Below are 16,961 nucleotides of genomic sequence, written 5' to 3' on the forward strand. Positions count from 1 at the left end.
AGGTTGTTCTACACAAGACATCCCTTTCCCGACGCTGTCCAGTTACCCTCTAAGTCGAGCATACTGGATCGTGTCCGTAACACACGCCAGGTCAATTATGCGTCGATTTCAGTTTTGCGCGATCGCTCCCATGCGCTTTCTCGCTCAGAAACTATTGAGACTCGCAACCCTATTGCTATTGTCTCTAACATTTTTCGGTTGGACACTTCCAGTGCAAGCAGCGACCCAAATTAGCCCGCGCTTGGAAGAGCAAATTTTACAAGTGATTCGTCAGCACCCAGAAGTAGTTTTGGAGTCAGTTCAGGCATATCAGCAACAACAACAACAGCGGCTAAGCCAAGCTCAGCAGTCATTTTTGCAGGAGTTCAAGACTAACCCCAAGGCAGTGATTGGTGCATCTCCGACGACGGGAACCGAGTCGTCAAAGATTGTGCTAATCGAATTTTCAGACTTCCAATGTCCTTATTGTGCCCAAGCGCATGACACGTTAAAAGAGCTGATCGCAAAGCATCCGGATGAAGTGACTTTAGCTTACAAGCATTTTCCCCTGGCTCCAATCCATGCGGAAGCCATGCCAGCGGCTAAAGCGGCATGGGCGGCACAGCAGCAAGGCAAATTCTGGGAATATCATGATGCTTTATTTGCCAAGCAAGACAAATTGGGCGACGAGTTGTATGTGGAGATTGCCCAAACACTTAATTTGGATTTAGAGCAATTTAACCGCGATCGCGCTAGCGATACGGCTAGTGCTGCGATTGGACACGATGTTCAGCTAGCCGAGAGTTTAGGGCTTGCAGGCACTCCCTTTTTCTTGATCGATACTGAGACTTTCTCCGGCCCTATCCAACTGTCAGATATGGAAAATCTACTCACTGCTGCCAAGTAATTCCGGCGTCATTAAGATTGAATCTGGATGGAGCGCTTTAAGCGTTCATTGCCTTTGAGCGCTTCTGACAGCCTAAGTCATTTAGTTCTGAGTTGACAGAATGCCAGACTACAGAGAGGCTGTCACTTTGGTAACTAAAGGCAGTGTAATCAGAAACTCAGCTCCCTTACCGGGAGAAGAAATGCACTCCAGCTGACCACCATGTTTTTCAACGACCACTTGGTAGCTGATAGACAAGCCCAATCCGGTGCCTTTACCAATCGACTTGGTAGTAAAGAAAGGTTCAAACAGGCGTTGTCTAACCGCTTCAGTCATCCCCCGTCCATTGTCAGCGATGCGGATTTGCACCTGCTGGGAATTCAGTAACTGGGTACAAATGGTGATGCGGCTGGGATTTTCTTTGATCTCCTGAGGCGATCGCTGAGCGTCCCGTTCGTCTAGGGCATCCATCGCGTTGGAAAGCACATTCATAAATACCTGATTCAACTGACCGGCGTAGCATTCTACCAAGGGTAAATTTCCGTATTCCTTGATAATTTCAATGCCGCGACGGTCAGATTTGTCTTTCAGGCGGTTGTGCAGGATGGTTAGCGTGCTGTCAATTCCTTCGTGAATGTTGACAGCTTTCACTTCTGCCTCATCCATGCGTGAGAAGTTACGGAGTGCCAGTACGATCTGCTGAATTCGGTCGGCTCCGACTTTCATCGACGATAGCAGCTTGGGCAGGTCTTGCATCAGGAATTCTAGGTCAATCGCTTCAGCTTCTTCCTGAATTTCTGAATGTGGGTGAGGATAGTGCGTTTGATACAGTTCCAGCAACCTCAGCAAGTCTTGCATATAGTTGTTGGCATAAGTGAGGTTGCCATAGATGAAGTTGACGGGATTATTAATTTCATGGGCAACGCCAGCAACTAACTGTCCCAGACTGGACATTTTTTCAGTTTGTACCAATTGCGCCTGAGTCTGCTGGAGTTCCCTGAGCGTTTGTTCTAACTCCTGCGCTTTAGTACGGGTTTGATTGTACAGGTCTGCCTGGTTGAGCGCGATCGCAAACTGCTCGATCACGACCTGTAACAACTCGACCTCGCTATCGTTCCAGCAACGCGGTTCGGTGCTGTGGCTACAGCAAATTGCGACAACCATACCCCCAGGTAACTGAACGGGGATAATCAGTACTGTTCGCATTCCTAGCGTGCGTACAAAGTCTCGCCAAGTGGGATCTTCTACCGTCTCGATATCTTCTATTCGTAAGGTTTCCAGCTTTAGAAGTTTGGTCGCTAACACACCGAATGCCGATGCAGGATAGCGCCCGGTCAAATCGGGTAGGTGAGAAAGGCGAACTTCCGGAGAAATTTCCCAGTATGGCTCCTCTACATTGCCGTGATACCAGCCAAGATGACATCGATCGGTCTGAAGGACTTTCTGGATTTCGTGCAATGTTGTCTCTAAGATGGCATCAAAGTCAAGAGAATTGCGAATCTGGTTTGTGAGCCGATTAATTAACTGTTCGCGCTGTGCTTGCTCTTTTAGCTGCTGAACGGACAATCGCAAGGCATCTTCTACCCGTTTGCGTAAGCGAAGCTCGTCGTAGACATCGCTAATATCCCTCGTGATGACAACGATACCCAGAATGTTACCGTGAGCATCCCGCCAAGGAGCTTTTGTCGTTAAAAAGGTGGTATTGATGTCACCATTAGAAACCACTTCCTCATAAGCTTCAGTAACGCCTGCTTCCATAATCTGACGGTCTCTCGCCATGATTTGGTGGGCAATGTCGGGAGGTAGCAGTTCAGAATCGTCTTTGCCAAGAATCTCCTCAATTGGCTTTCCAAAGAAGTTTGCCAAATTAGAGTTGAGCGCGATATGACGCCCCTGCCGATCTTTGACAAGGATGAAGTCTGGTGTACTTTCCAAAATAGAGTTTAAGAGGGCATTGCGTTCGCGCAGGTCTGCTTCTGCTTGTTTGCGTTCGTCTTCGACGCGCTTGCGATCGCTGATATCCGTCGAAATTCCACCTAGAGCGTAAGGCACACCATCCTCATCCAGAATTGGGAAATGCACCGAAACGTAGGTATGCAAACCATCTTCATGGAGGATAACTTCTTCTGAGACGATGGCTTTTCCCCCTGCCAGAATCCGTCGATCGTTCTGTGTAAACTGCTGAGCCATTTCTTGGGGAAACAAGTCGTAATTCGTCTTTCCTTTAATCTCCTCTCTGGTAATGCCAAATAACCATTCAAATTCCCGATTAACCCGAATGTGTCGTCCTTGAATATCCTTTAAATAAATCACTGCCGGACAGTTATCGATAATCGCTTGTAGTTCTGCCTCGCTCTCTTTCAAAGCGGCTTCTGCCTGCTCTCGCTCTCGAATTTCGTCTTGCAGGTGTGCCACCACCGCTCGGAGTTCCTGAGTGCGTTCCTCGACTCGTTGTTCTAGCTCTAGCTTCCCTTGGTTCAGTGCTGCTTCCGCTTCCTTTCGCTCCGTGATATCTAGCAGCACCCCACAGAAGATAATTTCACCCTGATTGTTTTTCGTAGGGATAGAACTACCCTGCCACCAGCGTATCTCTCCATTTGGCTTGATTAATCGCCCTTCATAGTGCCAAGGGATGGATTGCTCAATCACTTCAGTGACCGATGCATAATAGCTTTCTAAGTCGTCAGGATGCACCTGACGAATGAACGCGCCGAAATCTGCCATCACCACCTCAGCCGTCACGCCTAGAAGATTCCAGATTCCTTCGCTCATATAATCTACTCTCCAGACATCCTTCCGGTTGGTAAACTGGAAAATCACCCCAGGTAGATTCGCGGTGGTATCTCTAAATCGTGCCTCCTTAACGGCTAAAGCTGCCTCAGCTTGTTTGCGCTCCGTGATATCTTCGATTGCCAGGATGATGCCGCCCATCACTCCGGTTTCATCTTGCCAAGGACGAATCTCCCATTTGCGCCAGCCAGTTGAGCCATCCGTTCGCTGAAACGGTTCTTCAACCAACATTTCGACTGCTTCAGTCAAACAGCGTTGGTATGCTGCCTGTAATGGTTCCCAGCCCGAGCTGAAAGCCTCAGTATGCGATCGCCCCATAATTTCTGGTTGCTTCAGTCCCAGTTCGCTCAACCACCGCTGGCTGAAGAGCAGATAGTTGAGGTTGCAATCGAGAATGGCAGCCGCTAAGGGTAGGTTTTCGATGAATTGGAAACAAAGGCAATCGTGCTTCATCTGGCTCTGAGCCGGGAAGTGCTGTTTCATGAATTAGGGATTGGTTCCTACACTGGAGAGTATCCAATACTGCGGCTTCTGTGCCTCCCCATCTGCACACCAAAGTGCATGATGACGAAGAGGATTCAATATCTAGAGTTCCCTCTACACAAAGGCTAGTAACATTTGTTGAAATAACGAATTGCAAAAAAAACAGAAGAATTCTGCGTATATAGATAAGTTTTGTCGCTGACAAACACAAGTGAGAGGCGTGCTACCACTCCACCTTACCAGCGCCCTAAATTCTGAATCAGGTTCAATACAAGAATTTAATTGCGTCGAATTATACAAACTTACTGAACGCGGCTTCAAAGCTAACTTCAAGGCTAAGTAGTACGCGATCGCACCGATGACATCGACTGTAACGCGATTCAAAATGAAACTCAGCTAGCACAAACACTGAAAATTTTAGACGATCCCCTCGTAGTCCAAAATGGGGAAACTTTCTCGTCGGGTGCTGTCTATTTATCTAATACGGACAGTTTATCAACTCGTGGCAGCGAGTCTTAAGGTAACTTATGCGTCGAATTCAATTTTGGGCATTTGCCCCCATCGTCCTAGTCGCTACTTTCTTTCCTTTTGTCGCTCAAGCGCGGCAGTCTGTGGAAAATGTTAGCGGTAATATTGTCCCCGTTAGTCTTTCTCAAGAAACATCTACCTTATTGGCGCAGGCAACTACTCTCTCACCGCTGGAACAAGGAGTGATTGCTGAAATGAATAAGGCGCGGAAAAATCCCGCCGCCTATGCCGCCGTACTGGAGAATTGGAAAAAACGCTTCCAAGGTAAGCAAGTGAGAATGTCTGGAAACGTCTTTTTACAAACCCAAGAAGGTGTGAAAGCCGTCGATGAAGCGATTCGCTTCCTGAAATCCACTCGTCCTCTCCCACCTCTAAGTGCATCTAAAGGGATGTCATTGGGGGCTAGGGATCATGTGAAAGACCAAGGACCAAAAGGTAAGGTTGGTCACAATGGGAGCGATCGCAGCGATCCGTTTTCTCGCATCAACCGCTACGGTTCCTGGCAAACCACCGCAGCCGAAAATATTAGTTACGGCTCTGACACCCCTCAATCTATCGTCATGCAGTTAATCATTGATGATGGAGTTCCGGATCGCGGTCACAGAAAAAACATTTTCAACCCGGCTTTCCGAGTCGCAGGAGTGGCTTTTGGGTCTCACGCAAAGTACAAATCGATGTGCGTGATTACCTATGCTGGAGGATATAAAGAGAAATAGGCTTCATGCATCACTCGTCCTCTTCATCTCATCAGCTCAGCGTTCTCCGCCAGGGAAAAGGCTTTCCAATTCTCTGTCTACACGGTCATCCGGGGTTAGGCAGCAGTATGTCTGTCTTCACTAACCACTTATCCCAAAAATTCCAAACTTTTGCCCCTGACCTCCGGGGATACGGCAATAGTCGCATCAAGGGTAATTTTAGAATGGAAGACCATTTAACCGATTTGGAGGCGCTTCTAGACCGCTTCCAGATTGAGCGTTGCCTGGTATTGGGTTGGTCGTTAGGGGGGATTTTGGCGATGGAGTTGGCGCTGAAGCTGCCAAAGCGAGTCACGGGTTTGATTTTGATTGCCACAGCAGCACGCCCCCGTGGGAATCATCCGCCAATCAGCTGGCAGGATAATTTCTACACGGGGCTGGCTTCGATCGTGAACCGGGTACAGCCGGGGTGGGAGTGGAATATCGAGACCTTTGGGAAGCGATCGCTCTATCGCTACCTGATCGGGCAACATACCCCTGGCGCTTACCGCTACCTCGCATTGGAAGCGATGTCAGCTTACTTGCAAACCTCAGCGGCAGCAACACAGGCCCTCAATACTGCTCTGAGAGCTGGTTACAACCGATTGGCGGATCTCCAGCAAATCCAATGTCCGAGTTTGATGTTGGCAGGAGCAAGCGATCGCCACATCACCCCTGAGTCGAGTTTAGAAACGGCTCATCACCTCAAGGATTGCCAATGGCACTGCTACCCGAATACCGCTCATTTATTTCCCTGGGAAATTCCCGAACGGGTACTGCGGGACATTGACTCTTGGCTCGATAGCCATCCACAAGTCGTGACGCCAGCCGGAGTTTAGATACCATCGTCGCCTCACCCTGTCCCGAAGTGATGCAGCCCCGACCAAAGGGGATGCAAGTTCGAGTCTGGTATCCTTCCAATCTTGTGAATTCTTAGCATCCCAGAAGCATCTATTCCTAGCGATCGCACCCCTCTGGCAAACCCAGAGGGGTTAGGGGTAAGGTGCCAAAGATGGGGATTCAAAGGAAGTGGATATCACCTGTGAAAAAGCTCAAAACCTAAGAAGGCTGACCGCTAAAAAACGTGGCTGTTCTTTGGCGGTCAAAACGCTCCCCCGACTCATCGTAAATCGTCAGCTTCTCTGGCTTACAGCGCTTCACAGTAGCCTTAATGCCTTTCGCTCCTTCTGCTTCCAGGTCTTCGATATAACCAGCTTTGGTTCTATCAGCTTCCTGGGAGCTGAGGAAAGGGCCAAAGTAGTAAGTACAACGGGGGTTGTCTGTGACAATCTCAACCCACGAAGCCCATCCAAAGAAGTGGAGAATGTTAATCAAGAATTCCTTCATGTTTTTGGCCTATCTTAGGGGATACAAAGCAGTCTTCTAAAAGGTTGTTCTTTACATTCTGTTATATTCTGTCATCTTTCTTTTTGAAAGTCTCTTTTGAAAGATTATTCAAGTAGAGCCGATTCGACCAGCGCTGACGATATATCTCATAAAGAGCCATTCCCCCTGCGACTGACGCATTCAGGCTCGGTGTGTTTCCCTGTAGCGGAATCGAAATCAGGAAGTCACAACACTTTTGTGTCAGAAGATTCAATCCTTCACCTTCAGAACCAATCACCAATACTACTGGCCCGGTAAATTGAGTAGTGTGTAACATTTGACCATCGCCTGCGGCGGTGCCATAAATCCAAAAGCCAGCCGCTTTCAATTCTTCTAAGGCACGGCTGAGGTTAACCACTCTGGAAACAGGAAAAGTTTCTAAAGCTCCGACTGCCACTTTCATGACGGCGGATGTGATTCCCACTGCTCGTCGTTGAGGGATCACCAATCCCTGGGCACCCAAAGCTTCTGCCGTGCGAATAATCGCTCCTAGATTGTGGGGATCGGTAATGCCATCCGCTACCACCAGCACTGGCTGCTCCGAGACGGATTTTGCCTGAGCGATTAACTCACTCAGGTCAGTGTAAGCGTAGGGTGCGACTTGAGCGACCACTCCTTGGTGATTTGCCCCGTGGCTAATTTGCTCTAAGCGGCGCGCACTGACTTCATCGATTACCGTTCCCCGTTCCTTGGCTTTCAGTAGGAGGGAGTGAAACCGGGAATCATAACGCAAATTTGGCAGTATCCAAACCCGATTCAGCTGGCGATGTTTTTCCAAGGCTGTGAGGACAGGATGCCGTCCATAGATCAGATCGCTTTCTTCTTCGGGTGCGGCTGCTGCTGCTCGATCCTCGTCCTGAAAACGACCTCTGGGGATCTCCCGTTCGTGACGGTTGGGAATTGACTTCTTTGGCTTGAAGTTGTCTGTCGGGCGCGTGTCAATTGAGTCTGTGTTTTTGTGGCGGGAGGCAGGACGGATTTGCTGACGCTCCCGGCGCGTGTCAGTTGAGTCTGTGTCTTTGTGGCGGGAAGCAGGACGGATTTGCTGACGCTCTCGGCGCGTGTCAATTGAGTCTGTGTCTTTGTGACGGGAAGCAGGACGGATTTGCTGACGCTCCCGGCGCTGGAGAATTGGCTTGACTTGCTCGTGCTTCCCAACTGGGCGCGAATCCCGATTGACATCCTCGTTATCAGAGAAGGAACGATCCTGGGGCGTCTGTTGCTCTACAATTCGCTTCCCAATCCGATTGTCCCCAAGACGCTTTGGGAAGGCACGCTTGGCTCGAATGGGCTTCCCTCGACTGGCGCTGGATCTGCTTGGAGGCTGAGGGCGGCGATGTTGATCGGCCATATTGTTAAGAATCTTTAACTTGTGGAAGTGGATTTAGCTCTAAGTAGCTCAGCAGCTGATTCAATCGCTGGGGATCTGTTAGGTAAAGATAGCCCATCAACGTCTCTAAGCTGCTAGCTTGTTGATAAATTTCGGGATCGAGGCGCTTGGGACGACCTGCCGCGGCGTTACGTCCCCGCCGCAAGATTTCTAATTCTGTGTTGGTGAGGTGGGGTTCGAGCGATCGCAATGCTTTTGCCTGACTTTCAGCTCTCACTTGCGCCACTACCATGTCATGATAAGCGTGGGATCGCTTGGGTGGCAGTAGATAAAAACTACGGATATAAAGCTCATACACGGCATCTCCTAGATAAGCTAAAGACGCCGGGGAAATCCGCTGAATTTGCGTGCGACGATCTGCGATCGCCCAGATCGAGTTCAACGATATTTTGGTTTCACCCAGTACGGGGTTAGTATTCAGCCAATCTGAACACTCTTCCTCCTGTGAACTCACATCTATGCCCTACCTCGCCCTCTAGTTGATCTTAATGCTTTTGCCTGAAAATCAGGGATGGGGTATGGGGAGTCGGGAGTCGGTAGGGGGTAATCGGTAATTACCTGTTCCCTTGTCTCCTACGCCTCTGCACCGCTGCTCTTTGTTTCCCCATCATTCCCGGTTCAGGACTTTTGAAAATGATTGGGGCGGGTTCTAAAGCCCCCGCCCCTCAAGCGCGAGTAGCCGAATCATCGCGGCATACGAAAAGCGCATCCGCGCCGCTACGCGATCGCGCCTCTGTATAGGTCAAGCAGGCTTGACATTCTCCAATGCCGCTTCGACTGAAGGCTGCAATGACAGAAACTGTTCTAAGCGAACCAGCTTGACAGTTTGAGTCACGCGGGCATTTGTAACAATTTGCAAACTACCCTCAAGACTTTGAGCCTTTTTCACCAGCTGCACTAGAGCGCCCAATCCAGAGCTATCAACAAAATCAATTTTGGAAAGATCCAGCACAACGTTGCTGGGTCCATCTTCAATACACTTGCTGATAACTTTCCGAAATGTGGGTTCGGAAAAAGCATCCAATAAGCCTGTGAGGCGGAATAGCTGATAATTGTCCCTAACTTCGCGAGTGCCTCTTAAGCTGACAGTTAGGGTTAGTGGCTCAGGAATAACACCCTCCTAGCTGGATTGTCCTTAGTCGAGGCTTTATTATAAAACACAATGCGCGGATATACGCATCTGTTGTAATTCGTCCTTAGTTATTCGCGACCGAGCAAGGATATTAAGACTTTCTACTTCATCCGGGACACCCTTCACCCCTCTTTCCCCCTCTCCCTCAAAGAGGGGGAAATCTACTCGCTAACGGGTCTTATCGAAACAATGCAATCGCATCTAGGCGCTACGCTTATGCGATCTCATCTGTTCCACAAATTGCTCAAACAGATAGTCGGCATCGTGAGGGCCAGGGCTGGCTTCCGGGTGATACTGCACGGAAAAGAAAGGTAGAGATTTGTGACGCAACCCAGCCACGGTGCCGTCGTTCAGGTTTAGGTGGGTAATTTCTACTTCTGGATTTAGAGAATCTGCGTCAATGGCAAACCCGTGGTTTTGGCTGGTAATCTCCACTCGCTGCTTCTCAAAACCGGCGGGTTGATTTAAGCCCCGATGACCAAATTTGAGCTTGAAGGTGTCAGCCCCCAGCGAAAGACCGAGAATTTGGTGCCCCATGCAGATCCCAAACATCGGTTTCTGGCTTTCTAGCAATGCCCTGGTGGTTTCGATGCCTTCGGTGACAGCAGCGGGATCGCCGGGACCATTGGAAAGAAAAATTCCATCGGGGTTGTGCTTGAGAATTTCTTCGGGGGGTGTATTGGCGGGAACCACGACCACGCGGCAACCGTAACTCGCCAGACGCCGTAGGATGTTCCGTTTGATGCCAAAATCAATGGCAACCACCGTGAGGGGTTCCCCGCTTTCGGAGGGGATTCCAGGGCTAAATTCCCAACTCGACTCGGTGGGGTCAGACCACTCATAGACTTTGGCAGTCGTCACTTCCCGAACTAGATTCAATCCTGCCATGCTGGGAGCTTCTTGCACTTTCTCCAACAATTCAACGGGGTCAAGAATTTCGGTGGAAATCGCGCCATTCATGGCACCAGCAGAGCGAATCTTTCGGGTAAGGGCACGGGTATCGATGCCGTAAATGCCTGGAATGTTGTGTTGCTTGAGATAATCGGGCAAAGACTGGCTGGAACGCCAATTGCTGGGACGGGAGGCAATGTTACGAGCGATCGCGCCCCGCACTTGGGGACCATTCGATTCTTCATCATCTAGATTGACACCAGTGTTGCCTAATTCTGGATAGGTGAAGGTGACAATCTGACCGCAGTAGCTGGGATCTGTCAAGACTTCCTGGTAGCCGGTGATACCTGTGTTAAAGACCACTTCACCGATAGCTGTTCCAGGGGCACCAAAAGACCAGCCTTTGTACGACGTGCCATCGGCAAGGACGAGCAGAGCTGGTTGAGGAGAAGAAATAGACATAAGGGAGTGGTTAGTTTTTAGAAATTACTTCTTAGTTGGTAAGTTAGCATCTCACAGCCGTTGGGATAAGAGGTAGGGGGTACTGTGTGAGAATGCGATCGCATTTGGCAGCTCCTAATTGAAGGGGCGACGATAGCAATTCCAAGGTTGGGTGTATTGGATAGTAGGGGCATGGCAATGTCATGCCCCTACTATCGGGAGACCTACTATATAGACATCGCCCATTCAAAAAAACATGAGCGAATGGCTAATTTTTCAGAAATTCAACTAACTGCTCCAACTTCGACCAGGCAGTACCGCTACCCAAGATTTCTCTAGCCATTGTAATGCCCTCCGCATGGCTACCCATTGCGATCGCGCCGCCAACTTGGAGTGCCAACGCCGCATTCAAAGCCACTACATCTTGCTGTGCAGATGTTCCTTTTCCTTGAAGGACATCGCGCAAAATTTCGGCATTTTCCTCAACATCTCCACCCCGAATCGACGTGGTGGGTGCTGGTGTCAAGCCTAATTCGTGGGGATGCAGCGTTGTCAGTTGTACCTCACCACCAGAGAGCACTGCTAAATCTGTCGCGTCTGCTAATCCAGCTTCATCCAGTTTCTCTCGTCCGTGCAGGACAATTGCCTGCTGAGTTCCTAACTGTCCTAAAGCATGGGCAATCGTCACGACCAGGTTAGGATCGCACACCCCAATGATCTGCCCGGTAGGGCGTAACGGATTTACTAATGGGCCTAATAAATTAAAGACCGTCCGCACTTTCAAGGTTCGCCGCAGCGATGCCACCGCTTTGAGCGCTGGGTGCCAACCGGGTGCAAATAAAAAGGTAATCCCGACTTCTTCTAGTGCGGCTTGTGCTTTCTCACTGCTGGCGTTTAGGTTAACTCCCAGCGCTTCCAAGACATCCGCCGATCCAACTTTGCTCGAAGCCGAGCGATTGCCATGTTTGGCAACTGAGACGCCAGCAGCAGCGGCTACAAAGGCAACAGCGGTAGAGATATTAAAGGTTGATGCCCCATCTCCACCAGTTCCACAGGTGTCAATGACTGGAGTGAGGATGGGGGACTGTGGGCGCTTCGCCTTCTCGACGAGTGGGCTGAGTGGGGAGGATTGAGACTGCAACACCTGAGCCATCCCAGCGAGTTCGTCTGCCGAAACCCCCTTTGCTTGCAGGGCGGCTAAAATCGCCCCCGATAGCACTGGTGGAATTTCCTCGTTTAACCATGCCTGCATGAGAGAGGCGGCTTGGTCATGAGGCAGGGATTGCCGATCGAGTAGCTGTTGTAGCAGGTTAGGCCAAATGGATGTGTCGGTAGAAGCGATCGCTCCTGTCGTCCCAGCATCTTGGCTTATCAGTGAAGGAGTATTAGTCATTGACAGGTCTGGGTGCAGCGCACTCAGTTCAGAGGCATTTTGCAAAAGCTTATCGGATCGCCAAGCTCTCTAGCAACGTCCTGCACGCTTCTATGTCGTAATTTTCCTGAGATCGCACAATAGGTTTTTGATAAATATTAAGATTCAGCTATTTTGCTGATTCCAATTAGACCCTTTTAGTTTGATGATTTTAAATATTCATACTTGTCATTATCAGTATCACCCTATTTATTAACTTTATTTGTGCGTAGGTATACAGCGTTGATTCGCTTCATCAAAACTTTATATTACTAACTTTTTATAAATAAACGAAGCTTCTCAGGCAAAAATGAGTATTTTACGAATTGCCTAAATTAATGGTAGTTACGGAGGTTTTCTGTTGATGCAGTCTTTCAAGCCAAAAGTGTCTGAAGAGGAAATAAAATTAGATCATGTATTTGTTCCGGAAAACCATTCTAAAAGACCTCCGAATAATTGGCTAAAACAGCTAATCCGTTGCTTAAGTATCCGGCAGAAAATTGGTTATGGATATGCAGTTGCCATTGGAATAGCAACTTTGGGGGCGAGTGCAGGGCTGCTCGTTGGCGAATATTACCAGCGACAGATGTCCCAGCAACTCAAATATGCACAGCAAGAAGCTTATCTTTTGAGTAGTTTGAAAATTGCTGTACTAGAAGCAAGAAACCAGCAGCAACAGTTAATTTATCAGTTAAGAAAACCAAAAGAGTTTCACAGCGAAGTTTTGCGCTTAGTAGAGAAAATTGAAAAGGTTGAAAAACTTTATTCACAATTAGAATTATTTGGTAATGAATCTCAATTATTCAAGCATTCAGCTCAAGAGATTGCAGAAGTCGAAAATTGGTTGAAAACTTACGACGGAACTGTAGAAGTTTATAGCCAAAACCTAAATGTAATCTTAAAGAAAATTGATAAAGATGGTGGGTTGCAGCCTAAAACAGTTCCGACAATCCAAAATTCATTGGTTAATTTTACCAATGCTCAGGAGGCGCTTAAGTTTGATAGTCTCTCAGATGATTTAACAAAATTGATTGAGGTTGCTAATCACGATGAGGAAGAAACAGCGATCGCTTTACAGCAGGTAGAGAAACTGCGAATCCAGATAATTGTTACCAGTATGTTGCTGTCAATGGCGATCGCCGCGATAATCGCCCGCTATTCCAGTCGAGCGATCGCGCATCCTCTGGAAACTGCAACTCAAATTGCTCAGCAAGTTACCGAACAAGCAAATTTTACTCTCCAGGCACCCGTAATCACCGAGGATGAAGTTGGACGCCTGACAACCTCCCTCAACCAGCTAATCCGCAGCGTCGGCACCCACACCCAGGAACTGAAGCAAACCCAAGCACAGCTTCATCGCTTCTTCAACCTTTCATTCGATATGCTTTGTGTCGTCGGGTTTGACGGCTATTTTAAGCAGATAAACCCAGCTTTTGAAACAACACTTGGCTACACTGGCGAAGAAATTTTAGCAAAGCCATTGTTGAATTTTATTCATTCTGAAGATCGAGCAACCAGCATTGCTGAGGCTAGGAAGCTTGCTAGCGGAGTCATGGTTAGCTCCTTTATAAACCGCTACGGCTGTAAAGACGGTTCCTATAAATGGCTGGAGTGGACGTGCGTCCCCTTTGCTCCAGAAGGTTTAATCTATGCGGTTGCCCGTGACATTAGCGATCGCATACACGCCGAAACAGCACGGCAGGAAAGCGAGCAGCAATTCAGAGCTTTGGTTGCTAATATTCCAGGTGCCATCTATCGGTGTAGCTGCGATGACGACTGGAAGATGGAGTTTATCAGCGATGCGATCGCAGAAATTTCTGGTTATCCGCCTGGGGACTTTATTCACAATCAAGTTCGCAGTTTTGCCAGTATTATTCATCCTGAAGATACCGCGATAGTGGACAGGCTTATCCAAGAGGCTGTGCAGAAAAAACAGCCTTTTATCATTGAGTACCGAATCATTCGAGCCGATGGAAGTATCCGATGGGTCTACGAGAAAGGTCAGGGCATATTCAATTCCACCGGAGAGCTTCTGTGTCTAAACGGGGCAATCTTTGATATTAGCGATCGCAAGCAAACAGAAGAGGCATTACACTCATCAAACCGGCGAGTCTTCAAGGTTCTTGAAAGCATCACGGATGCCTTTTATGCCCTCAACCATCAGTGGCAGTTCACCTATATCAACAAGCAAGCGGAGCTACTCTTACAGAGAACCCGGTCCGAACTTCTGGGCACGAATATTTGGGATCGGTTTCCCGCTGCAATTGGGTCAAATTTTTACAATCAATATCACCAGAGTGCTGCTGAACAAGTCTCTATCACGTTTGAAGAATTTTACCCAGCTCTCGATATCTGGGTTGAAGTCCGTGCCTACCCCAGTGAAGAGGGGCTTTCTGTCTACTTCCACGACATCACTGAGCGGAAAGCTGCTGAGAAAGCCCTAGCAGAGCGAGCTAGACTAGCCGCATTTCGTGCTGATATTGGATCTGCCCTCACTCAAAGCGACACTTTACAAGGTATCCTGCAACGCTGCGTCTTGGCTGTGGTTAAACACCTAGATGCAGCATTCGCCCGCATTTGGATGCTCAATGTTGAGGAAAACGTACTAGAGCTGCAAGCTAGTGCAGGGATATATACTCACCTAAACGGCAATCATCGCCGCGTTAAAGTCGGACAATTCAAAATCGGTCTGATTGCTCAAGAGCGAAAACCACACTTAACGAATTCTGTCCTCGACGATCCTCGTGTTAGCGATAAAGATTGGGCGAAGCGAGAGGGAATGGTTGCTTTTGCTGGCTATCCCTTAATGCTCCAAGGTCAGATGGTAGGGGTGATTGCAATGTTTACCCGCCATACCTTGAGCGAATCTATTTTCAAGGCGCTAGAATTTGCCGCAGATGAAATTGCCATAGGGATTAAACGCAAGCAGGCAGAGGAAGCACTCCAAAGATCGCTCAAAGATTTGTCAGACGTCAAATTTGCCTTAGATCAGGCGGCGATTGTTGCTATTACCGATCGAAGAGGAATGATTAACTATGTCAACGATAAATTTTGTGAAATATCCAAATATTCCCCAAAAGAACTGATAGGACAAGACCATCGAATTCTTAATTCTGGTTATCATCCACAAGAATTTTTTAGCAAGCTTTGGTCAACAATTTCTAGCGGCAAGGTTTGGAGAGGTCAAATTAAGAACAGAGCTAAAGATGAAACTTATTACTGGGTTGATACTGCCATCGTTCCTGTTCTGGACGAGCGAGGAAATCCTTTCCAGTATTTAGCAATCTGCTCCGACATCACCGATCGCAAAGCCACTGAGGAAGCGTTGCGGCTATCGGAAGCCCGGTTCCGAGAACTGGCGGCTCAAGAAGAACTTTTCAATCATTTAGCTAGCCAGATCCGTAACTCTTTAGAACTGGATACCATTCTAGAGACGGCTGTTCATGAAATCTATCATCGGTTACACCTAGATACGTGCATCTTTTCCTGGTACCGTCCTGACATGGAGCCTGTTAGTTGGGAAGCGGTGAAGGAAGCCAAAAAGACCGATCTTCGTAGTTGGGTGGGTTTTTTCCCGGATGAAGCCTTTGGTGCATTTACTGAGAAAATCCTGCGCCAAGAAATTGTTCGCGTCGATGATGTCAAGACTCTAAACAACGATCTGCCGTTACAGCAGCTGTTATTGACAACGGGTGCGGCTTCTGTGTTGGGGCTACCACTTCAAACACAATTCGGTAGGATTGGCTTGATAATTTGTAATCGCATCCAAGAAGCAAAACCTTGGACGGATGCTGATGTGGCACTGCTTTGCGCGATCGCTAATCAGATGGCGATCGCGATTAACCAAGCTGAACTCTACGCCGACGCTAGTAATTCTGCCCATCTTGCCCAAGATAAAGCCTTGCAACTGGAACAAACATTGCAAGAACTCCAAGAAACTCAAATTCAGCTGATTCAAGCCGAAAAAATGTCCAGCCTCGGTCAGATGGTTGCTGGCATTGCCCACGAATTTAATAACCCGGTTAACTTTATCCACGGCAATCTGCAACACACGAACGACTACGTTCAAGACTTACTTAACTTAGTGAAACTTTATCAGCAACAATATTTTAATGCCGCGCCTAAAATTCAGAGTTTTGTAGAGAAAATTGACCTAGAATTTATCGCTCAAGACCTACCCAAAATGCTGTCTTCTATGAAGATAGGGACGCAGCGAATTCGCGAGTTAGTTTTATCCTTACGGAACTTCTCGCGTCTTGACGAAGCGGAGATGAAAGCCGTTGATCTCCACGAAGGCATGGACAATACGCTGTTAATTTTAAATAACCGTCTCAAAAAAGAGATTAATGTTATTAAACACTATGGCAAGTTACCTCTTGTTGAGTGTTATCCTGCACAGCTCAATCAAGTATTCATGAATATCCTGAGTAATGCGATTGATGCACTGCTGGCTCAGAAAGAGCGGGAAGATAAACAAATTGTTATTTCTAGCCAAGTATTAGCAAAAAATCAGATAATTGTGAGAATTCGGGATAATGGTTCTGGAATCCCACAACCAATTCTAGAGAAAATATTTGACCCGTTTTTCACAACTAAAGATGTCGGGAAGGGAACTGGCTTAGGACTTTCGATTTCCTATCAAATTATGGAAAAGCATCATGGAAAAATTATGGTGAGTTCCCAGATGAATGAAGGAACAGAATTTGCAATTTATCTTCCGATTAAGCAGTCAGGCTTGTCCGCAAAATCGGTTCTAGCCAAGTCAAATTAAGATTCGCCTGCTGTAATTTGCTTCCCACAAACACAAGTCTTGGTTAAACAGTTTTAATCCAAATTTTTGTAGCTGAAGAATCTGAACCAATAGCACCATCATGTAGAATCAACAAATTCTGAATAAGCATCTCAAAAAA

The 16,961-nt window shown here is 47.9% G+C and carries 11 protein-coding genes; 4 read left to right on the forward strand and 7 right to left on the reverse strand.

From position 1 onward, the window contains the following. Positions 1-97 precede the first annotated feature (97 nt). On the forward strand, positions 98-886 hold the full coding sequence (locus NC994_RS12755; RefSeq protein ID WP_190433518.1) for a thioredoxin domain-containing protein: 789 nt from the start codon (positions 98-100) through the stop codon (positions 884-886). A 108-nt stretch (positions 887-994) separates the two neighbouring features. Here NC994_RS12755 and NC994_RS12760 read toward each other — a convergent pair whose 3' ends face one another. Continuing rightward, entirely contained in the window at positions 995-4,138 is a 3,144-nt protein-coding gene (locus tag NC994_RS12760; RefSeq protein WP_190433520.1) for a PAS domain S-box protein, read from the reverse strand. A 527-nt stretch (positions 4,139-4,665) separates the two neighbouring features. On the opposite strand from NC994_RS12760, the gene NC994_RS12765 reads away from it, so the two are divergent. Both NC994_RS12765 and NC994_RS12770 read left to right on the forward strand, forming a co-directional pair. After that, a complete protein-coding gene (locus tag NC994_RS12765) occupies positions 4,666-5,382 on the forward strand; it encodes a CAP domain-containing protein (protein WP_190433522.1) in 717 nt (238 codons plus the stop codon). 5 nt (positions 5,383-5,387) lie between these two features. Further along, positions 5,388-6,239 (forward strand): alpha/beta hydrolase, encoded by an 852-nt coding sequence (locus NC994_RS12770; RefSeq protein ID WP_190433524.1) that lies wholly within the window; start codon positions 5,388-5,390, stop codon positions 6,237-6,239. 220 nt (positions 6,240-6,459) lie between these two features. Here the strand turns inward: NC994_RS12770 and NC994_RS12775 are convergent, their stop codons facing one another. The 6 genes from NC994_RS12775 to trpD form a co-directional block, all read right to left on the reverse strand. Further along, a complete protein-coding gene (locus NC994_RS12775; RefSeq protein WP_190414796.1) occupies positions 6,460-6,747 on the reverse strand; it encodes a DUF1816 domain-containing protein in 288 nt (95 codons plus the stop codon). A 61-nt stretch (positions 6,748-6,808) separates the two neighbouring features. Further along, positions 6,809-7,729, reverse strand: a complete 921-nt coding sequence (gene rlmB, locus NC994_RS12780) for a 23S rRNA (guanosine(2251)-2'-O)-methyltransferase RlmB (RefSeq protein WP_347276055.1) — start codon at positions 7,727-7,729, stop codon at positions 6,809-6,811. Positions 7,730-8,141: 412 nt separating this feature from the next. After that, a complete protein-coding gene (locus NC994_RS12785) occupies positions 8,142-8,579 on the reverse strand; it encodes a ribonuclease III domain-containing protein (RefSeq protein WP_242028867.1) in 438 nt (145 codons plus the stop codon). 339 nt (positions 8,580-8,918) lie between these two features. Beyond that, the gene (locus NC994_RS12790; protein WP_190414821.1) at positions 8,919-9,287 is read right to left on the reverse strand and encodes an anti-sigma factor antagonist; all 369 of its coding nucleotides are present in this window, start codon (positions 9,285-9,287) and stop codon (positions 8,919-8,921) included. Positions 9,288-9,509: 222 nt separating this feature from the next. Further along, positions 9,510-10,661, reverse strand: coding sequence for a glutamine-hydrolyzing carbamoyl-phosphate synthase small subunit (carA, locus tag NC994_RS12795; RefSeq protein ID WP_190433533.1), 1,152 nt, complete (start codon positions 10,659-10,661; stop codon positions 9,510-9,512). A 247-nt stretch (positions 10,662-10,908) separates the two neighbouring features. Beyond that, positions 10,909-12,033, reverse strand: coding sequence for an anthranilate phosphoribosyltransferase (gene trpD / locus NC994_RS12800; protein WP_190433664.1), 1,125 nt, complete (start codon positions 12,031-12,033; stop codon positions 10,909-10,911). Positions 12,034-12,415: 382 nt separating this feature from the next. On the opposite strand from trpD, the gene NC994_RS12805 reads away from it, so the two are divergent. Next, positions 12,416-16,822, forward strand: a complete 4,407-nt coding sequence (locus NC994_RS12805; protein WP_190433534.1) for a PAS domain S-box protein — start codon at positions 12,416-12,418, stop codon at positions 16,820-16,822. Positions 16,823-16,961 lie beyond the last annotated feature (139 nt).

The sequence above is a fragment of the Trichocoleus sp. AS-A1 genome (assembly GCF_039962015.1).
Classification (GTDB): domain Bacteria; phylum Cyanobacteriota; class Cyanobacteriia; order Cyanobacteriales; family FACHB-T130; genus FACHB-T130.

Coding starts and splice junctions, on each gene's coding strand:
- NC994_RS12775 (WP_190414796.1), bottom strand. CDS start 6,747: ATGAAGGAATTCTTGATTAACATTCTCCACTTCTTTGGATGGGCTTCG.
- NC994_RS12765 (WP_190433522.1), top strand. CDS start 4,666: ATGCGTCGAATTCAATTTTGGGCATTTGCCCCCATCGTCCTAGTCGCT.
- trpD (WP_190433664.1), bottom strand. CDS start 12,033: ATGACTAATACTCCTTCACTGATAAGCCAAGATGCTGGGACGACAGGA.
- NC994_RS12805 (WP_190433534.1), top strand. CDS start 12,416: ATGCAGTCTTTCAAGCCAAAAGTGTCTGAAGAGGAAATAAAATTAGAT.
- carA (WP_190433533.1), bottom strand. CDS start 10,661: ATGTCTATTTCTTCTCCTCAACCAGCTCTGCTCGTCCTTGCCGATGGC.
- NC994_RS12770 (WP_190433524.1), top strand. CDS start 5,388: ATGCATCACTCGTCCTCTTCATCTCATCAGCTCAGCGTTCTCCGCCAG.
- NC994_RS12760 (WP_190433520.1), bottom strand. CDS start 4,138: ATGAAACAGCACTTCCCGGCTCAGAGCCAGATGAAGCACGATTGCCTT.
- NC994_RS12755 (WP_190433518.1), top strand. CDS start 98: ATGCGTCGATTTCAGTTTTGCGCGATCGCTCCCATGCGCTTTCTCGCT.